The following is a 19573-nucleotide window of genomic DNA, read 5'->3' on the forward strand; positions in this document are numbered from 1 at the left end:
CGGCTACTTCTTGCCGCTCTTCTGGAAACGGGCACGAAGCGATTGCACTGACGGTGCTTGCGCGCTCCCACGAGCGATGCCCCCCGATGCCGGAGAGGGGCCGTCACGCCGAGACGAGTCCAGTCCGCCAGAAGCCGTGCGTCGAACCGTGCTGGCGCGATCCAATTGGGCTGGACTGGCATTCGGGCACGGAACAGGCTTAGGCCCGGCGCTTTGCCGATGAAGGTCTAGCGTCACATCAAGCGCCCGCAACACGGCCATGAGCTTGCCGAACTCGGGGTTGCCTTTCCCCTTCTCAACGCCCGATAACCAGGACTGCAGTGTCCCGGATGCGTCTGCGAGTTGCTTCTGTGTCCACTTGCGCTGGCGGCGCTGGTCACGAATGAAGGCGCCAAGCTGTTTCAGCGTCGTGACTTTCATGTCGAGAAACACCTCAGCATTTATTCGCTTTAATGATACTAGAATAATATCATTCAAATGATATCTCTAGGTTTTATTTTTCTGATGATATTACAGCCATATCATTCAGCTGATATATTGGCGTCTCGTTAGCCTTAAATACTTTGGTTACAACTGGTTATGGATCGCGAGCCACGCCATCCAAGAACCAAGACCAGCTGGGCTCTCGATCACGCCGGGCAGCCCAGTCCAGGTGCCGACTGTATCTCGCGGCCGGGACTGCGAGTGCAGCTGCATCGCTTGCGGCCAACCGGTCATCGCCCAGAAGAGCGACGTTTATCAGTGGTATTTTCATCACGCTGTCGAAACCAACGGCGCCGACGAGTCGATCCTGCATCGCGTTGGCAAGCGGTCTCTCATCGCTGCGGCAGGCGCCGACGCGCCGTTCGCCGCGCCGGTGTCCAGCAGCAGCCACAGCAACATCGATAGTATCGGCGCACCCCATGAACAGGCCTGGCATGTGCCGGCAATAGGCTCGCCGGTGGCTAACGCGCAGATCGAGGCGGCGCTTTCGTCGGCGCTTCGTGCCAATGCCGTGATAGAGCTCACCGAAGACCACGGACTTATCGCTGTGGAGATACACGTCGACGCATGCCAAAGACGAAATAGACCGCGCTGAATACGGGAGATTCGGCCAGACTGTCTCGCAATCGACCTATCGCACCTGAAACGGGATACGCGGCCCAAAGAGGTCGATGCGTCGGTGCTCAGGCCGGCGCCGCGACAATTGCTGTATCGCCACGTTGCCGAAGAAGCCAACCGCATGGGCAAGGATAGTCGGGGCCGGCAGCTCTTGAGCGCCGTTCGAACTGACACTTTGAACTTGCTACGCACGTTACAAGACCTGACCCCGACGCGTGTGGATGACGACGATCTTGACCACGCGCTGCGCGCCCAGCAGGCGCTCATGAGTCACCGCAGCGAGGCTGGTTCATGCACCCGGCCTTGTGGGGCGATGGATCTGGAGGCTGAAGGATCGGGACGATCGGCCGATAAGAGAGGGATTGCGGAGCGAGAGACTGAGAATACGTCTTTTCGTAAGCAAGTGAACGCACGGTACAAGAACTGACTTTCATGCACCACACTCTTAACGCTATTCCTAGGGCGACTGCGAAGACAAGGGGCCAGGACGTAGGCATGCACATTCAAAAAACTATCTTTCAAAGTGTTGCGATCACGATCTCTGCCATCGGCTTGAGTGGCTGCGCCACTATGACGAAGGGCTCGCACCAGGACGTGAAAATTTCAAGCACGCCCGGGGATGCGCAAGTAAGTCTTGACGGAACGACCATCGGCCATACGCCGATCAAGGCCTCCATGAGCCGCAAGACGGATCATACCGTTCGGCTGACCCATTCGGGGTATCTGCCGTATGTCGCGACGTTCCATCACAATACGCGCCATTCGGCGGGCGTTCGATTTCTTTTGAACGGGTGGGCAGGGATGGCGATCAACCATATGTCCGGAGCCGAGTATTCGATCAAGCCGGATCATCTGGACGCCAAGATGACTGCCAAACCGCCCGTTGGGCCGGTACCGGCTGCAGCCAGTAGTTCCCGCCAGGCGAGCAGCGTAGCCGTCGGTACCGCGGCTTCTGGCTCGTAGGAACACGCTTATAGATCGCTCACGGTTCTTGCCCGGGGCGGCCTATTACTCATAAGTCAAAAATATAGGCAACACTTGGGTGTTCGAACACGCCAGAGGCAAGTCTATGCACGTCTTTTATTTCTTAGTTGCATTTTAGATAATGAGTAAGCTTGATCCCTATAGCTTCACGCCGGATGGCGGTTAATCGCTGGCGTTCCGCGCGACAACCGCCGCGTTCACCCGGGCACGCAGCGAGCGCAGCCGATGATCGTGGATACCCTGCTCGTCGAGATGGGCCACGGTGCTGTTCAGATATTCCGCGGCCGAACCGATCATGCCGTGGCCGGTAGCCAGCATATCGATCACCGCCGAGTCTTCCAGCCGCCCGCAGAAGCTGTGGTGTGCGGTGTTGGCGACGAACGTCATGGCCGGCAGCGACGCGCCACCACGATCATATAGCGTGACCCAACGCGGCGTGTAAACTCCCGTGAGCATTTCGCGCCGCCAGATCATCAGCAGCTCGTGCTCCAGATCGTCCGGCGGCAGCCGCAGCGCCATGCCCCGGCAGGAGCCGCCCGGCACCAGGCCGAGCATCAACCCCGGCGCTTCAGCCGAACCGCGACCATGCGTCAGCCGAATGCGGAAATCGCGATGAAAACCATAAAGCAGAACGTCGAGCCATTTCGCGACCGGCACGCACGGGTTCCAAAGCAGCGACCCATAACCGAAGACCCATACACCCATGTCGAGATCGGCGGCGGGCGGCCGCTGCGCCAGCATCGCCTGAATCGAGTCCTGCATCTGCTCGTCGCTGATCATCGCGACATCCGGATGCGCCGTGGCCAGCGCTTGGCGTAATTCGTCCCGTTCGAGCACCTCGCGGGTAATCCCGTTGGGCAGCGGACGATGGCGCGGGTCGGATCGTGTCATGCGGTCATTATTACGCCGACCGGGCGCGGCTGGCTAAAAAGCGTCGGAACAGAGAACGGACCGAGTCGGCATGGTCAGCCCATTGACGATACGGGGCGAAGGCCGCTTTTGCGTTCGCGAATCACGGCTGACTTCTTCAGTCGGCATGACCTGCAGATCTTCGCTTGACGCACATCGCAAGACCTGAAATCGGTTGTGTGACCCCGGCTGTGCTCTTCAGGCCGCTACCCAACGTGCCGGTGATCGCGAATACGCTCGATCAAGAGTTCGGCCAGGCAGTCAGCCGCGCGGCTTGCCCGCCCCGGGCTGCGGTGTAGCCGAATATCCATGGTCGGTAGTTCGGGTAATCCTGTCGTGTCGGGATCCAGTATTTCAAGATCCGAGCCGAGCAAGCTCGGTATCGCGACGGTCACGGCGAGACCGACACTCACGGGTATCCGCTGGGTGGCGAATGCCTGACTTTCATAAGCAGTTCGCCAACGTCGACCAGCAGCATCCAGGCGTGCCGTTGCCGCGGTTCGGAACGCACAGACGCCCTGCAGGCTCAGGGCGAGCGGCAGGGGGCTCTGCAGGTGCGCGGTGGCGCCAGGAGCTGACACCCAGACCAGCGGTTCGCGACGGAGCCGGACGCCGCCCGAGGCGTCTGACTCGCGGGTCACGATTGCCATATCGATATCGCCGGCGCGGGTCTGCTCGATCAGATTCACACTGAGATCGGACCGTACCTCCATTTCCACCAACGGATAACGTTCGGCAAATAGGGTCAGCGTGCCGGGAATATACGGCGCGTAATCTACCGGCAGGCCGAGTCGAACGGTACCGGCGACTTCGCGTTCGGCCAGGCGCCCGCGCAACTCGCCATTGAGCCGCAGCATTTCTCGCGCATAGCCAAGCACTTCGCGACCAGGTCGAGTGGGCTCGATCGTTCGCGCATTGCGCGCCAGCAAGGCCACACCGAGTTCGGACTCAAGCCGACGCAGCTGCATGCTCACCGCCGACTGCGAGTAATTGAGTTGCTGGGCGGCCGTGGTGAAACTGCCGGTCGACACGACCGTGACGAAGCTTTGCAGCGCTTTGAGATCGAGGGTTCGGTGTCGCAAGAGGTATCACAAAAATTGATGAATTCCTCAAAAATTATCGTTTCACGAATAGCTTTCGCAAGGTCATCGTAGCGACGTTGCGATACCGAAGAGCCCGTCCGGTTCTCTCGAGATATTGCCGTTCACTCCCGACTATCGAACAGGTGAATAGGCTTCGGGCTTTTCTTGATCCCACAAGAGGCTATGCGATATGCGAGGGATCGATCCGTTTTACAAACCCACTTGGCGTATCGTCATTCTCAGCGGCGTGGTCGTCCTGCTGTGGGGACTAACGGCTTGGCTGCGGATGTTGGCCGGTAATATACCGCCGCTCGAACTGACCGGCATTGCGCTGGCCGGCGCGGCGGCCAGCAGTCGTCTGTTGCCCGGTACGTACGGTGCTTTCAGGACCGCGGTGCGTGATCATCGCTGGTATGCGTGGGTGGTCGTGGTAGCCGGCCTGATCGGTGGCGCAGCCTTCTATTTCGCGGCGCTCGCCTACGCGCCGGCCGCCCAGGTGGTTGTGATTACCTATAGCTGGCCGCTGCTGTTTGCCATGGCGAGCGACGTTTACAGCGGACGTCGGCCGGCGCCCACGACGTTTGTCAGTCTGTTGCTTGGATTGGCCGGCGTGTTTGTCATGCACGGTTCGATGCAGGCACCGTCGCCGGGGGCTTGGCTGGGCTATGTGGGCGGTCTGGCTTCCGGCTTGTGCTGGGTTGCGTATTCGCTGTTCCTGCAAGTCTATTCGCGCCCTGTAGGGTCGGCTTATCCTGCGTTTTTCACGGCCGCTGCGGTCACAGCCCTTGCGCTTCAGGCAGCCATCGGCGGACTCGTGTGGCCTGCTACGGTCGGCGCTTGGGTGGCCAGTGCGATGCTCGGTATCGGGCCCTACGGGCTCGGTTTTGTTGCCTGGGGCCATGTCGTGCGACATGGCCATCCGCGAATCGTGCCCGTATTGCCCTATGCGGTGCCGGCCGTTGCGGCCATTACGCTGGTCATGGCCGGTCGGGCGCAGCCCACGCTGTTCTTATTCGCCGGTTGTGTGCTGGTAACCATCGCCTGCGTGGTATCGACGCGTGTGCGCACGCTCTGACGTAGTGTATGTGATCTTTCAACGCTTGCGACCGGCGATATGATCGGCAGAGAGAAATAATAGGGACGGGCCACGAGTCGTGGACAACCTGCTCAAGCCGCATCATGCCGATGCACTTCTTCCAGATCGCAATCAGCCTGCAACCCATCCGGAACTTCTCCCTCGTACCCCTCACTGTCAGACTACCTATCGTGCCTTCGAATACACTGTCTTAAACGAGAGGGCGATAGGAGAATGTCATGCCTCGTTATTCTGAGGAACGCCGACAAGCCGTCGTGGCCAAGCTGCTGCCACCGCACGCGCTCAGTGCTTATGAGGTCGCCGACCAGGAAGGCATTCCGGTCGCCACCCTCTACAAATGGCGTAAGGAAGCCCGCGCCGAGGGGCGATGTCTGCCCAACGCCAGCGATCAGGGTGTCGAAGGTTGGTCATCCCAGGACAAGTTCGCGGCCGTGGTCGAGAGCGCGGCCATGAATGGCGAGCAGATCGCCGAATACTGTCGCCGACGCGGGCTGTTCCCCGAGCAGCTCCAGCGCTGGCGCCATGACTGCGAGCAGGCAGCGAGCCTGTCTCACGAGGATCGGCGCCAGGAGGCGGCTCAGACCCGGGAACAGCGGCGCCGCATCCGCGATCTCGAGCGCGAACTCAAACGCAAGGACGCCGCTTTGGCTGAGACGGCCGCGCTGTTGACCCTGTCAAAAAAAGCGCGGGCGATCTGGGGGGACGAGGAGTCATGATCAGCGCCCCGGATCGCCAACACGCCGTCACGCTGATCGAGCAAGCCCGGGCTCAGGGTGCCCGCCTGGAAACGGCCTGCCAAGTGCTGGGCCTCACCGCCCGTACCCCATCAGCGCTGGACACGCGATGGCGGCGTACAGGAAGACCAGCGCCCTTTAGCCGACCGGCCGGTGCCACCCCCTATCCGGTGCGCTTTGGAGTGGAATCCGCCTTCCCCCAAGTGCCTATGCCCTCGGTCTGTTCCGTTAACGTTGACGACCGACTGTGGATGCATCTGGCACATCATAGATATTATGCGAGAAGCCTGACGCCAAACGATGATCCAAAAGAGCTTGAAAAATATCTCTACAATTTTCAGCTGTCGGAATAATTTGGTTAAATTCGTCGAACTCGATATCTAAGCCATACTGTTGAGCGTTTAATCTCAAGTTTTCCATAAACTGAGCATTCTTGTAATGGCCTTTTTGCCTAATCGCAGAAGCTCTTCGCAACTGCATTTTATTATTTCCAACGTATTCTCTTATATGAGTTAAATCACTAAAAACTTCGTTGAACTCATTTTCCTCTATAAGATCAACGAAATCCTGTTTATGAGCGTTTTTATAACTCGCTACCGTTTCGAAGGAGCCTTTAGACCGAACGAATATAGTTTCATCTAATATAAAAAAATCTACATATTTCGAGATGTTGAAAGCCGGCTGCTCGTTGAGAGTTAATTCCTCGTCTACGAAGAATGTGTTTATCCCACCTATCATTTTCTTTGCCGACCAACTGTTATCTACCTTTCTTCCTGAGAGCAGAGCCCCGCCCTGATCGTCTACAACTTTTATTATATAAAAATCAGCATTTTTAATATGCTTTACTTTTTTATCTTTTTAGCCTCCTCCTCGTCGGATACTGCCTCAACAACTCTCGGTATATGCGTCTCAATCAACGGGATAGTTAGAGCGCTATTACTATTAGTATCCGTTAATAAACTATATGCATCGATTTCGGTTATTTTCTCTCGCTCAGACTCTAGACACTCCTTCAGCCGAGCGTCTAGCAGAGGGTCTGTTTCAATCCATCGTCCCGTGAATTTTGGGTCTTCGCTTCCGCCCGATTTCTTAAATATCCAAAGCGTTACCGTCGACTCATCCAGATTAAATTCGTGAAGATCGCAGAGACTACTCACCGTTTTCCCCAATCTCTTTACCGATTACTAAAACATGCCCAACGGAACTGTAGCTATACTTCGAACCAACCAAAATATCGACTTTAGACAATACTAATTTTTTTCTTATACTCCCCCCCTCCTAAACTTTTAAATTCCACTTCGTTTAGAGTCCACCCTAAGACAACTAACAAAGGGTTAAGAAGTATCAATCCAGCCCGATGTGTTATCCAAAATAGCCACAAGAAAAAAATGGCTCTTGTGACATGGTTTGAGCCAATCATCCGGTCAGAGCGTACAGGCCAAGGGGTGGTTCGGGCGTTGCGCTTTGCCGGATTTTGAGTTTGAAGTATTCGGTATCGAGCAGTCCGCGAGCGCGTTTACGGATCAACCCGATCGCGACGTGGCCGCCTTCGAGTCGGGCGGTGGTGATGGGGTGGGCCGCGTAGTTGCAGATCCCGGTGCGATGCCGCTGTAGCATCGCCACGAAGCGTTTCATGGGGGCCAGCCCGGTGGCCTCGGCCAAGGCACACCAGGCATCCAGGCGCTGGCCCATGACGGTGAAGCTCGCTGGGGCGTGCCACAGTTGCTGGAGCTGTTCTTTCAAGGCATAGACTGCGTTGAGCGGGCCATTGACGGCGAGCAACCGATCGAGTCGCGCGGCCTGGCTATCGCTCAAGCGTTCGGCGTTTTTGAGCAGCAGATAACGGCTGCCAACCAAGACCTGCTTGTCGGCGTGGGTTGCCCGCTTGAACTCGGTTCGGCGGACGGTATCGATCACCTTCGAATACTGCTGCATGACATGGAAGCGATCGAAGACGATGGCGGCGTTCGGCAACGCCTCGGCCACCGCCTGTTCAAAGGGCTTCCACATATCCATGGCTACGGCCTCGATGCCCTGGGCAACGGGCTCATCGAGCTGATCGAAAAACGCCGTCAGGCCGGCCTTGCGACGGCCCTCGGTGACCCATACCAGATCGCCGGACTCGAGGTCGTAGACGATGGTCAGATAATCATGGCCCTTGGCGCGGGCGACCTCGTCGACGCCCAGATGCCGCAGGCCGGTCAGTGCGCCAGGATCCAGAGCCGGCAGATCACGCGTCAACGCCCGTTCGTCCATAGCCTTGACCGTACGCCACGCCAGGCCGGTGTAAGCCGCGACGGCGGCGATGCTGATATGCCGAGCCAGTTGGCTGACAAACCGCGCATAGCGGCGTGTGAAGCCATGGCCGGGCTCGACGAACGACAGCCGTTCCATACGGCGATCCGTCGCCCCGATCTTGAGCTGACAGTACGCGATCGAGAGCGTCACTGAGCGGCCCCAGATCGGCAGATCCTGAACCTCGCGACGCAGCCGTCGATTGACGGTGCCTCGTGCGCCGCTCCGGTGATCCACCGGCACGAAGCGGCGATCGCGGTCGCAGTGAAACACCAGCGTGCCACGAGCTTCGTCCCACGCCACGCCCTTGACGCACTGCCCGCGCAGACCAACAATCCAACTTGGGATGGTTGCCGCCATCTACAAACCCCTTCTGTATTTGTGTAGGAGCTTGTATTGAAACGGATTTGTCGGCGGCAGTCATCCCTCTCTAGCGCATGTCAGTGCAGAAGAGCCAAAAAAATAACGAATCCAAGAACTCCCAAAAGGTCGCTATAGTTTAGATTGATAAAAGCCAATATATAAGGAAAAACGTAGCTAACTAAATCAGACGACCTAGTCTCTACGCGTTTAACTACTATTGTCCTTTTTTTGCGAATAGACTTTAATAATAAAACCGTGATCAACAAAGAAAGTGAAGTTATGCTAACGAAAGATAAAGCTATAATCGGATTTTTAAGGGGTAAATTACAATTATTCTGAGCCAGATTAAGACAAAATCTTAGCTTTTCCGAACTAATTGAGAGGTTTTTGACTAGCAAAATCAAAGCTAGCGGCACATATGACCCAAGAAAAAGAACGAACGAGAATAAAACTTTAGGCGTCATTAGCTTTGCTTTACTTCTACCGGAAGCTAGGCTTATACAGCAGCGGAGCCCTCAGGGATCATTCTCAAGATAACTTGCGTCAATATTAAGCTATAGGGGTTAGGTATTAGCCTGCCCACGGTTTAGACCGTGCCACTCAAGTCGTTCCTTAAGCCTGACAAATTTGATCACCCAAGCTTCAAGGACGTCGCTCTGATGCGCCGATATACTGACAGGTCACGTTTAAGACATGAACCGCCCCGGGTTTACCGGAGACTCGTGGGTTTGAGTCATGCCACTTTGGCAGACCCGGCGATTGTGTCATAGAAGTTGGCTTCAGCCTCGGCCGGCGGCATATCACCGATCGGCTCGAACAGCCGCTGATTATTGAACCAGTCGACCCAGTCCAGCACCGCGAACTCGACGGCGGCAAGGTGAGGCCACGGCCCGTCGTGCTGACGGATGACTTCCGTCTTGAACAGGCCGATCACGGTCTCGGCCAGCGCGTTATCGTATGAACTGCCGACGCGGCCGGCCGACGGGGTGATACCGACATCCGCCAGGCGTTCGCTATAGCGAATTGACAGGTATTGCACCCCGCGGTCGGTGTGCTGAATCAGGCGCTGGCCGGGTTGCCGGTCATGGATGGCCTGCTCGAGCGCGTCGAGCACGAGGCCCGTGTTGGGGGCGCTCGAAACGCGCCAGCCGACAATGCGACGCGCGAACGCATCGATAACAAACGCTGCATAAACAAAGCCGTGCCGGGTCGGGCAGTACGTAAAATCGGCCACCCAGAGCCGATCGGGTCGGGCGGCTGTGAAGTCACGCTGGACGTGGTCGCCCGGGCTCGGTTGGTTGGGGTCGGAAGTGGTCGTTTTCGGCGTGCGCCCGCGCACAGCGCCTTGCAAGCCCATCTGACGCATCAGACGCTCGACCGTGCACCGAGCCACCGACCAACCCTCACGCTGCAACTGCAGCCAGACTTTGCGGGCGCCATAGACGCAACGATTGGCCTCCCAGACCTGCTGGATGGCGTCGCTCAAGACCCTCTCACGTCGGTCCCGCTTCGAACGGCGAGCCGGGTCGGTTTGCCGGGCCTTGGCGGCATAGTAGGTCGACGGTGCGATCGGCAGCACACGGCAGATCGGCCCGACACCGTAGACCCGGCGATAATCGTCGATGAACGTCACCATCACTTGTGTCGGCGGTCGAGCTCCGCCTGGGCAAAATAGGCCGAAGCCTTGCGCAGGATCTCATTGGCCCGTTTCAACTCACGGTTCTCACGCTCAAGCGCCTTGATGCGCTCGCGCTCTTCCGTGCTCTGGCCATTGCGCAGCCCGCGGTCCCGTTCGGCCTGGCGAACCCAACTGCGCAGCGTCTCGGGCGTACAGCCGATCTTGCCGGCGATCGAACCGATCGCCGCCCACTGCGAGCTGTAGTCCGCCTGATGCTCAAAGACCATGCGAACCGCTCGTTCACGGACTTCCGGGGAATAAGGTTTCCGCTGTTTCATGCTCCAATTCTCTCAAGAGTTGGAGTCTCCAGCATTCCCGGGGCGGTTCAACACGCTACTGGGCATCTATACGCTTAATGGATAGCCTAATTGAACCTTGATTATTGCCGTACAGCAACCAAGCGTCGTTCATATAGCAATACAGATAACCAGACTGAACATTCTGTTCTCCAGCGGGAGGCCAACTTGTCGACTCACCGATCAAGAAGGTCGTGTGCTCAGCCGGTGTGCCATCTCGACCCGGGTTCCCACAGTCACTAATTGCACCAATCAGTGCTCCCCACGGGTTTGCGCCATCACGCCTAGTACCGACGAGTTCGGCATGCTGGTCATCAGTTAATTGCCGGTACCAATCGCCCACTGCACCGGTGAGCTTTTCGATCCCGTGCTTAACGTGAACCATTAGCGACGTCGACAATGTCCGCTTTTCACCAACACCGTTTGGCGACGTTTCATCATCACCATTCGCCCATTTTCCAGAGGCAGTTAGTTCGTACTGAGTTCCGGGCTCCATGTAGATCCCAGTCGAATTCCACCGCTCCTGAGCCTCAATCAAAATCGTTTCGCTATCACCAGGTTCAAGTACCTTGGTCGCCCAGTAACTCGGCTCAGTGATAGGCGGGTAGTTCGTGCCGGACGAGTGCCGACTCATGGAAAATATCCTCCGCGTTCTTACTGCGAAGATGCGGAACGTTTCTTGGCTGGTTTCGGAGGTGCGCGAAAATGCCGGTGAGTGAATCATGCCGCACATCCCACGCATTCGGAATTACTTCCTTCCTGCCGTCCTGTTCCTCAACAATGCCAGGGCGAAACTGGAGCTCTGCGTGTTGTGCTTCGTGAATCATCCAGTCTAGCGCTCCATCCGAGAGACCCGTCTCTCTATAACCTCCGCCTACATCACAATGCACACCAGGAAACCAGACTTGGCGTGCATCTGGGTGCTGTTCGAGAGTAGACGCCTCCCACAATGTCGGCATGAAGCTAGCACGTCGCTCATCAATCGCGACCGCATGGCGAGCAATCTTAACGGCGGGCGTCAGTCTGGTATTAAAAAACTGATAGCGCTTCGGATCATCCAATACGCCGAGTAAATGCATATGATCTGGAACGCCCAAAGCGCCGACGGTATCCCAGACTCCAAGAAAGTGGATCGGTAGTTTTGCGCCTTCGGCAAAAAACTCGGCATTTTGGCTGTCTGCGTTTGTTTCGTCACGATATGCCGAATAAGCTCTATCGACGTCCTCTCGCGCCTTATCCCCGGTCACCGGGCTTAGATTGAGCAATCCAACCGAGTGAATCATGCCAACTAGGCTTCGAGCTGTGTAGGCACCACGGCTGAACCCAAAAATGTAGATTCGATCCTCTGGCTGATAGTTGTTCCCGAGCCATTGATAAGCTTCCTTGATGTGCTTATCTAGCCCGATGCCCATCGCACCCCCTGCTACGCGTTGCCACCAATGCTCTTCAGTTCCGACACCGCTGTGATAGTACTTCCTCTGCTCCGTACCATCGGCGGAGTGGTCCGCAATCGCATTGTGAATACGCGCGACATTCGATGGCGTTAGAACACCACCCTCCCGCTGATCGGCTGTATCCCAAGTACCATCACAGCACAAGACAAGCTTCTTAGGCATCGAAGTCCCCCTCGTAAAATTCGCCCTAGCAAATGACAACAACTCAAAAGCCTATAGCCAACAGATTTGGAGTCAGGTCTTGCGTTGCGCGTCGACTTCATCCTCGAAAGCACGCTGAAGACCTACCCAAAACGAAGCCGACGTTCCGAAGTAGTTTGCGAAGCGGTGCGAATCCGCTAAACCCAAGCTTCGTCGACCAACGAGGAATTGGTTGACGCTATCCAACGACAAGCCGGCCTTGTCAGCAAATCGAGACACACCAATCCCCATCGACTTGAAAAATTCCTCAAGCAACACATTCACCTGGATGAATGTTGGCAAGCTCGGTCAAGATTTCCCCCTCGGCACACGATTACTCGTTGCCTGATACAGACATTATGCAATTTCGCTCCGCCTGTAAATAACGCCGCCCACAAAAAAGGCCGGCTAAGAGCCGACCTTTAGTAGTAGCAGGCGGTAACGCCGCTACTTTTTCTTCTTCGGAATATACAGATCCGTCAGCGTCCCGGCCTCGGCTTCGGCCGCCATGCCGACCGTTTCGGCGAGCGTCGGATGCGGGTGGATCGTAAGGCCGATGTCGTGGGCGTCGGCGCCCATTTCGATCGCCAGACACGTCTCGGCGATCAGGTCGCCGGCGCCCGAGCCCACGGCACCGGCGCCGATGATGCGGCCGTCGGCGCCGAACAGCAGCTTGGTGCTGCCGTCGGTGGCGTCCAGGCCGATGGCGCGGCCGTTGGCGGCCCAGGGGAAGGCGCTCTTGGTGTATTCGATGCCTTCCTTCTTGGCCTGGGTTTCGGTGACGCCGGTCCAGGCGACTTCCGGATCGGTGTAGACAACCGAGGGGATGCACTTGGCGTCGAAGGCGGCTTTTTCGCCGGCGCAGCATTCGGCCGCGACCTTGCCCTGGTGGGTGGCGCGATGGGCGAGCTGGGGTTCGCCGGAGACGTCGCCGATGGCGAAGATGTGCGCGACGTTCGTGCGGCACTGCTTGTCGACCGGGATGAAGCCGCGCTCGTTGACGTCCAGGCCGGCGTTCTCGGCGCCGATCTTGTGGCCGTTGGGCTTGCGGCCGACGGCGACCAGCACGCGGTCGTAATTCTTGGATTCGGGCGCGTCCTTGCCTTCGAAGGTCGCCTTGAGCGCTTTCTTGTTGGCTTTGAGGCCGGTGACCTTGGTCGAGACCCATATGTTGCCGCAGCGCTTGTTCATGCGCTTGGTGAGCGGCTTGATGAGGTCCTTGTCGGCGCCCGGAATGAGGCTGTCGGTCATCTCGACCACATCGACCTCGGTGCCGTGGGCGGCATAGACGTTGGCGATTTCGCAGCCGATGATGCCGCCGCCGACGACCAGCAGCGAGCCGGGGATTGCGTCGGGCGAGAGGGCGTCTTCGGAGGTCCAGATGCGCTCGTCTTCGGGCCAGCCGGGCAGCATGACCGGCTCGGAACCGACCGCGATGATGGCCTTGTTGAAGGTGATCTGATTCGTATCGTCGTTGCCGTCGATCTTGAGCGTGTGGTCGTCGGCGAAGGTGCCGGTGCCGTTGACAACGTTCACCTTGCGCTTGGATGCCATGGATTTCAGGCCGCCGGTGAGCTGGTCGATGACGGACTGCTTGTAGTCCAGCAGTTTTTCGAGATCGATCTCGGGCTTGCCGAAGCTGACACCGTGGCGGGCCATGTTGGCGGCGTCTTCAATCACCTTGGCCGAGTGGAGCAGGGCCTTGGATGGGATACAGCCGACGTTGAGGCAGACGCCGCCGAGCACACTGTGGCGCTCGACCAGGGTGACGTTCAGGCCCAGGTCTGCGGCACGGAAGGCGGCGGTGTAGCCGCCCGGGCCGGAGCCCAGCACGAGCACATCGCAATCGTAATTGTGCTTTTCGTTTTTGGGGTCGCTGGCGGGCGTGGTGCCCTTGGACTCGGACTTCGACGCGCCGCCGGACGAGGCCTTGGCGCTGTCGCCGCCGGCCGGCTTATCCCCGCCAGATTTGGATTCGCTCTTCGCCGCCTTGCCACCGCCGCTTGCGGCCGAGGCCACCAGGGCGATCAGGTCGCCTTCGGATACGGTGCTGCCTTCTTTGACCTTCAGTTCGCGGATGGTACCGGCGGCGGTGGAGGGGACTTCCAGCGTGGCCTTGTCGGATTCCAGCGTAATCAGGGGCTGTTCAACCTCCACCGTATCGCCTTCGGCCACCAGCACTTCGATGACTTCGACCAAATCGAAATCGCCGATGTCGGGCACCTTCACCTCGACGGTTTCGTCTTCGCCCTGGCTGCCGCTGTCTTCGGACTCGTCGGCCGCGCTATCGGCGCCCCGAGGCTCATCGGATTGCTGGTCGGCCCCGGCGGTGTCGCCGGCCGAGCCGCCATCGCTGTCGGATTCATCCGCTGCGTCCGCGGCTTCGATCAGGGCGATCAAATCGCCTTCCGAGACCGTATCGCCCTCGGCGACTTTCAGGCTCGTGATCCGGCCGGCCGCGGTGGAGGGCACTTCGAGCGTGGCCTTGTCGGATTCCAGCGTGATCAGCGGCTGTTCCTTTTCGACCGTGTCGCCCTCGGCGACAAGCACTTCGATGATCTCGACCGCGTCGAAATCACCAATATCCGGGACCTTGATTTCCTGCGCCATGGTTTAGCACCTTCGACCGACTACGTGCCGATCCTTGCGTTCTGGTAATCGGGCCGACCGGAAATCGTACGAAAATCCGGTCGACCCGGCGCGAGTCAGTTCGTTGCAAGCCAAGGCGTGGCGATCGCGGTGTAGCAGCGCTACACGAGTGAGCCGCAACGCCGGATTGCGACGAACTGGCCGCGGCCCTATAACAATAACGTTCTCAGATCCGACAGCTTCTCGCTGATGTAGCCGGTAATCCGCGCCGCCTTGGCGCCGTCGATCACGCGGTGATCGTAGGAGAACGACAACGGCAGGATCAGCCGGGGTTCGAACTCGGACCCGTTCCAGACCGGCTGCCAGCTGTGCTTGGACACGCCCAGGATGCCGACCTCGGGGGAGTTGACGATCGGCGTGAAGGCCGTACCGCCGACACCGCCCAGGCTGGAGATCGAGAAGCAGGCGCCTTTCATGTCGTCGCCGCGGATCTTGCCGTCGCGGGCGCGGGACGAGACGTCGTCGAGATCGCGCGCGATCTCGTAGATGCCTTTCTTGTCGACATCCTTGATCACCGGCATGAGCAGGCCGCCCGGGGTATCCACCGCCACGGCGATGTTCACGTATTTCTTGTGCACCAGGGACTCGCCATCGGCCGTGAGCGAGCTGTTGAGATCCGGGAAGGCCTTCAGCGCAGCGGCTGAGGCTTTCAGCAGGAACGCCAGCGGGGTGAGCTTGACGCCGTCCGCCTTGGCTTTTTCCTTGTTCGCCTGACGGAATTGCTCCATCTCGGTGATGTCGGCGGTGTCGAACTGGGTGACATGCGGAATCAGCAGCCAGTTCTTGTGCACGGCCTTGGCCGAGATCTTGCGGATACGGGACAGCTCGGTGATTTCGACGTCGCCAAACTGGCTGAAGTCGATGTCCGGCTGGGTGGGCACGCCGCCGCCACCGCCGGCCGGCGCGGCCGCCCCCGCACTCTTGCCGCTCTGCACTTGATCGAGCGCGCCTTTCACGTAGGACTGCACGTCCTCAAAGGTGATACGGCCCTTGTGGCCGGAGCCTTCGATACGGCCGAGGTCGGCGCCGAGCTCGCGGGCATACTTGCGCACACTGGGCGAGGCATGGGCCTTGCCGAAGCGGTCTTCATCCACCGACTTGAGCTGGGACGGGTCGCCGCCGCGACGGCTGGCATCGTGCGGCTCGTCGTCCTTGTGCGCGGTGCCCGAACGCGACGTCGACGGCTCTTCGCTGTGCTTGTCGTCGCGCTGTTTTTTCGCTTGGTCGCTGCCCGACTTGGATTGCGACGAGCCGGCGGCCTGCCGATCGCCACCGGATTGCGGCTGGGTCTTAGCGCTCGAGGATTGGCCGCCGCCGCTGGATTCGAGCAGCGCGATGACGTCGCCTTCGGAGACGGTGCTGCCTTCGGCGACCTTCAGTCCGGTGATCCGGCCGGCCGCCGTGGAGGGCACTTCAAGCGTGGCCTTGTCGGATTCCAGCGTGATCAGCGGCTGTTCCTTTTCGACCGTATCGCCCTCGGCTACCAGCACTTCGATGACTTCGACCGAATCGAAGTCGCCGATGTCCGGCACCTTCACCTCGATCGTGTCACCGCCGGATTCGCCGCCGCCGTTGCCCGTTTCCGCGCTGGCTTGTTCGGCGCCGTCGTCTTCCGAAGATTGCTCGGCTTCGGCCTTGTCGCCGGTTTCATCGGCGTCGTCGCCGCTGCCGGCGTCGTCGTCGGCCTCGATCATGGCGATCACGTCGCCTTCGGAGACGGTGCTGCCCTCAGAGACTTTCAGCTCGGTGATCTTGCCAGCGACCGTCGACGGCACTTCCAGTGTCGCCTTGTCGGACTCGAGCGTGATCAGAGGCTGTTCCTTTTCAACCGTGTCGCCCGCGGAGACCAGCACTTCGATGACTTCGACCGAGTCGAAATCGCCGATATCCGGGACCTTGATTTCCTGCGCCGCCATAAAGCGTTTCCTTGGCTGGACGAGTCGGATGTTTCACATGAAACATCCGGTCGTCTTGTCTCGGTTGGTTCGTTCTACCCCTCGCGATACGCGCGGATCAATGCGTCAGCGGTTCCGGCTTTTCCGGATCGATACCGTACTTGTTGATGGCGTCGGCCACGACCTTGCGTTCCACCTTACCTTCGTCGGCCAGCGCCTTCAGCGCGCAGACCGTGATCCAGCGACGATCGACCTCGAAGAATTCGCGCAGCGCCTCGCGCGTATCGGAGCGGCCGAAGCCGTCGGTGCCGAGCGTGTGGTAAGCCACCGGCATGTACGGCCGGATCATCTCGGGCAGGGCGCGGACATAGTCGGTGGCCGCGATCGCCGGGCCCTTGGCGTCGGCGAACTTGCGGGCCACGAAACTCTGCTTCGGCTCCTGTTCCGGATGCAGCATATTCCAGCGCTCGACCGAGGCGCCTTCGCGCTTGAGCTCGGGGAAGCTCGGCGCGCTCCACACGGTGGCGCCGACGTCGTATTCCTCTTCCAGCATTTCGGCGGCGGCGATCGCTTCGCGAAGAATGCTGCCGCAACCCAGCAGGTTGACCTGCTTGTCCTTGTCGGTACCCGACTCGGAGAACTTGTACATGCCGGCGATGATGTCGTCTTCCACGCCTTCCGGCATCGCCGGGTGGCTGTAGTTCTCGTTCATCATCGTGAGGTAGTAGTAGACGTCGCGGCCTTCCTCGTACATCTCCACCAGACCTCGGTGGATGATCACCGCCATCTCGTAGGAAAAGGTCGGGTCGTAGGCCTTGGCGTTGGGCACGCACTCGAACATGACGTGCGAATGGCCGTCCTGATGCTGCAGGCCCTCGCCGTTGATAGTGGTGCGGCCAGCCGTGCCGGCCATCATGAAGCCGCGGGCGCGCATGTCGCCGGCGGCCCAGCAGAAGTCGCCGACACGCTGGAAGCCGAACATCGAATAGAAGGCATAGAACGGGATCATCGTCGTGCCGTGATTCGAGTACGACGTGGCCGCGGCAATGAAAGACGAAATCGCTCCGGCTTCGGTGATGCCTTCTTCCAGGATCTGGCCGTCCTTGGCTTCCTTGTAGAAGGCGAGCTGGTCGGAATCCTCGGGCGTGAACAGCTGGCCCACCGGCGAGTAGATGCCCAGGGAGCGGAACATGCCTTCCATGCCGAAGGTGCGCGCCTCGTCCGGAATGATCGGGACGACGCGGTCCTTGATGTGCTTGTCGCGGGTCAGTATCTGCAGGATGCGCGTGAAGACCATGGTCGTGGCCATCTCGCGGTCGCCCGAGCCCTGGAGCAGCTTGTCGAAGGCGGACAATTCCGGAATCTGGAGCTTGTCGCCCTCGGTGCGGCGCTGCGGCAGATAGCCGCCGAGTTCCTTGCGGCGCGCATGGAGATACTGGATCTCTTCGGAATCGTCATCCGGCTTGTAGAAGGGCGCATCGGCGATCTTGTCGTCCGAGATCGGGATCTCGAAGCGATCGCGGAATTCCTTGAGCGCGTCCTCGGCCATCTTCTTCTGTTGATGGGTGATGTTCTGGCCTTCGCCGGCCTCACCCATGCCGTAGCCCTTGACCGTCTTGGCCAGGATGACCGTCGGCTTGCCGTTCTTCTGATTGACCGCGTGATGGTAGGCGGCATAGACCTTGTGCGGGTCATGGCCGCCACGGTTCAACCGGCCGATGTCCTCGTCGGACATCGAGGCGACCATCTTCTCCAGCTCGGGATACTTGCCGAAGAATTTCTCGCGCGTGTATTTGCCACCGCGCGCCTTGTAGGCCTGGTATTCACCGTCGACGGTTTCGTTCATCAACTGGACAAGCTGGCCGTCGTGGTCCTGGGCGAACAGGCCGTCCCACAACGCCCCCCAGAGCACCTTGATGACATTCCAGCCAGCGCCGCGGAAGAAACCTTCGAGCTCGTCGACGATCTTGGAGTCGCCGCGCACCGGGCCGTCCAGGCGCTGCAGGTTGCAATTGACCACGAAGATGAGGTTGTCGAGGTTCTCGCGCGCGGCCATGCCGATGGCGCCCTTGGATTCGGGCTCGTCCATCTCGCCGTCGCCGCAGAAGCACCAGACGTGGCGCCCCTCGGTGTTCTGGATGCCGCGATTCTCCATGTAGCGCATGAAGCGCGCCTGGTAGATCGCATTGATGGGGCCGATACCCATCGACACGGTGGCGAACTGCCAGTAGTCGGGCATGAGCCAGGCGTGCGGGTAGCTCGACAGCCCTTTGCCGGTGGATTCGGCGCGGAAGTTGTAGAGCTGGTCTTCGGTCAGCCGGCCTTCCAGGTACGAGCGGGCGTAGAAGCCCGGCGCGGAATGGCCCTGGAAGAAGACCAGGTCGCCGCCGTGTTCTTCGCTCGGGGCGTGGAAGAAGTGGTTGAAGCCCACTTCATACAGCGTGGCCGCCGAGGCGAAGCTGGCGATATGCCCGCCCACGCCGGCGTGGTGCCGGTTGGCCTGGACCACCATGGCCATGGCGTTCCAGCGGATGTAGGAACGAATCCGCCACTCGATGGCCGGGTCGCCCGGCGAGGCGGCCTCCATATGCGGCGGAATGGTGTTCACATACGCCGTGTTCGGCGAATAGGGGATCTGGGCGCCGGTGCGGCGGGAGCGCTCGATGAGCATCTCCAGCAGGAAATGCGCGCGCTCGGGGCCTTCGTATTCAATGACCGCGTCAAGCGCATCGCGCCATTCCGCAGATTCCTGGGGATCGACGTCGGAGCCGTCATCCACATGCTCGGGGTGGGCGCTCGCTTGAGCCATACCATGCTCCTTCGACAAAGCATTTTTAAGTGGGTCTGTTGCGAGCAA

Annotated in this window: 16 protein-coding genes and 1 other annotated feature; of the genes, 4 read left to right on the top strand and 12 right to left on the bottom strand. The window is 59.3% G+C overall.

All coding sequences use genetic code 11. From position 1 onward, the window contains the following. Positions 1-3 precede the first annotated feature (3 nt). A complete protein-coding gene (locus SALB1_RS06475; RefSeq protein WP_145961257.1) occupies positions 4-477 on the bottom strand; it encodes a helix-turn-helix domain-containing protein in 474 nt (157 codons plus the stop codon). Positions 478-652: 175 nt separating this feature from the next. Here SALB1_RS06475 and SALB1_RS06480 point away from each other — a divergent pair, with 175 nt between their 5' ends. Both SALB1_RS06480 and SALB1_RS06490 read left to right on the top strand, forming a co-directional pair. Continuing rightward, entirely contained in the window at positions 653-1078 is a 426-nt protein-coding gene (locus SALB1_RS06480; protein WP_109993124.1) for a hypothetical protein, read from the top strand. Between the two features lie 518 nt (positions 1079-1596). Continuing rightward, positions 1597-2064: a PEGA domain-containing protein gene (locus SALB1_RS06490; protein WP_158590652.1), complete on the top strand. Its 468-nt coding sequence runs from the start codon at positions 1597-1599 to the stop codon at positions 2062-2064. Positions 2065-2247: 183 nt separating this feature from the next. Here the strand turns inward: SALB1_RS06490 and SALB1_RS06495 are convergent, their stop codons facing one another. Both SALB1_RS06495 and SALB1_RS06500 read right to left on the bottom strand, forming a co-directional pair. Beyond that, positions 2248-2976, bottom strand: a complete 729-nt coding sequence (locus tag SALB1_RS06495; protein ID WP_109993127.1) for a gamma-glutamylcyclotransferase — start codon at positions 2974-2976, stop codon at positions 2248-2250. Positions 2977-3200: 224 nt separating this feature from the next. Then, on the bottom strand, positions 3201-4076 hold the full coding sequence (locus SALB1_RS06500) for a LysR family transcriptional regulator (protein ID WP_109993128.1): 876 nt from the start codon (positions 4074-4076) through the stop codon (positions 3201-3203). A gap of 190 nt (positions 4077-4266) precedes the next feature. Between SALB1_RS06500 and SALB1_RS06505 the strand changes: the two genes are divergently transcribed. Next, positions 4267-5151 (top strand): DMT family transporter, encoded by an 885-nt coding sequence (locus SALB1_RS06505; protein WP_109993129.1) that lies wholly within the window; start codon positions 4267-4269, stop codon positions 5149-5151. A gap of 239 nt (positions 5152-5390) precedes the next feature. After that, positions 5391-5888, top strand: coding sequence for a transposase (locus tag SALB1_RS06510; RefSeq protein ID WP_109993130.1), 498 nt, complete (start codon positions 5391-5393; stop codon positions 5886-5888). Positions 5889-6134: 246 nt separating this feature from the next. Here SALB1_RS06510 and SALB1_RS06515 read toward each other — a convergent pair whose 3' ends face one another. From SALB1_RS06515 to aceE, 9 genes are all read right to left on the bottom strand, one after another. Beyond that, the gene (locus SALB1_RS06515) at positions 6135-6743 is read right to left on the bottom strand and encodes a Kiwa anti-phage protein KwaB-like domain-containing protein (RefSeq protein ID WP_109993131.1); all 609 of its coding nucleotides are present in this window, start codon (positions 6741-6743) and stop codon (positions 6135-6137) included. 579 nt (positions 6744-7322) lie between these two features. After that, positions 7323-8561 carry an ISL3 family transposase gene (locus SALB1_RS06520; RefSeq protein ID WP_199678594.1) on the bottom strand — a complete coding sequence of 413 codons (1239 nt, stop codon included), beginning with the start codon at positions 8559-8561 and terminating at the stop codon, positions 7323-7325. 736 nt (positions 8562-9297) lie between these two features. Next, a protein-coding gene (locus SALB1_RS06525; protein WP_109993132.1) for an IS3 family transposase occupies positions 9298-10520 on the bottom strand; the annotation gives its coding sequence in 2 pieces (ribosomal slippage) (positions 9298-10235 and positions 10235-10520; 1224 coding nt in all). Further along, positions 10126-10242, bottom strand: a sequence feature (AL1L pseudoknot). (Overlaps the previous gene by 117 nt.) A gap of 55 nt (positions 10521-10575) precedes the next feature. Next, positions 10576-11172, bottom strand: coding sequence for a hypothetical protein (locus SALB1_RS18705; RefSeq protein WP_145961258.1), 597 nt, complete (start codon positions 11170-11172; stop codon positions 10576-10578). Next, the gene (locus SALB1_RS06530; protein ID WP_109993133.1) at positions 11129-12154 is read right to left on the bottom strand and encodes a DUF2235 domain-containing protein; all 1026 of its coding nucleotides are present in this window, start codon (positions 12152-12154) and stop codon (positions 11129-11131) included. Before SALB1_RS06530 ends, SALB1_RS18705 begins: the two co-directional genes overlap by 44 nt. A 72-nt stretch (positions 12155-12226) precedes the next feature. Further along, positions 12227-12448, bottom strand: coding sequence for a hypothetical protein (locus SALB1_RS06535; protein ID WP_145961259.1), 222 nt, complete (start codon positions 12446-12448; stop codon positions 12227-12229). 171 nt (positions 12449-12619) lie between these two features. Beyond that, the gene (lpdA, locus tag SALB1_RS19850) at positions 12620-14782 is read right to left on the bottom strand and encodes a dihydrolipoyl dehydrogenase (protein ID WP_109993135.1); all 2163 of its coding nucleotides are present in this window, start codon (positions 14780-14782) and stop codon (positions 12620-12622) included. Between the two features lie 188 nt (positions 14783-14970). Continuing rightward, on the bottom strand, positions 14971-16737 hold the full coding sequence (locus tag SALB1_RS06545) for a dihydrolipoyllysine-residue acetyltransferase (protein WP_109993136.1): 1767 nt from the start codon (positions 16735-16737) through the stop codon (positions 14971-14973). Between the two features lie 97 nt (positions 16738-16834). Then, positions 16835-19525, bottom strand: a complete 2691-nt coding sequence (gene aceE, locus SALB1_RS06550; RefSeq protein ID WP_179950713.1) for a pyruvate dehydrogenase (acetyl-transferring), homodimeric type — start codon at positions 19523-19525, stop codon at positions 16835-16837. Positions 19526-19573: the final 48 nt, after the last annotated feature.

It is taken from the genome of Salinisphaera sp. LB1, from assembly GCF_003177035.1.
Classification (GTDB): Bacteria; Pseudomonadota; Gammaproteobacteria; order Nevskiales; family Salinisphaeraceae; genus Salinisphaera.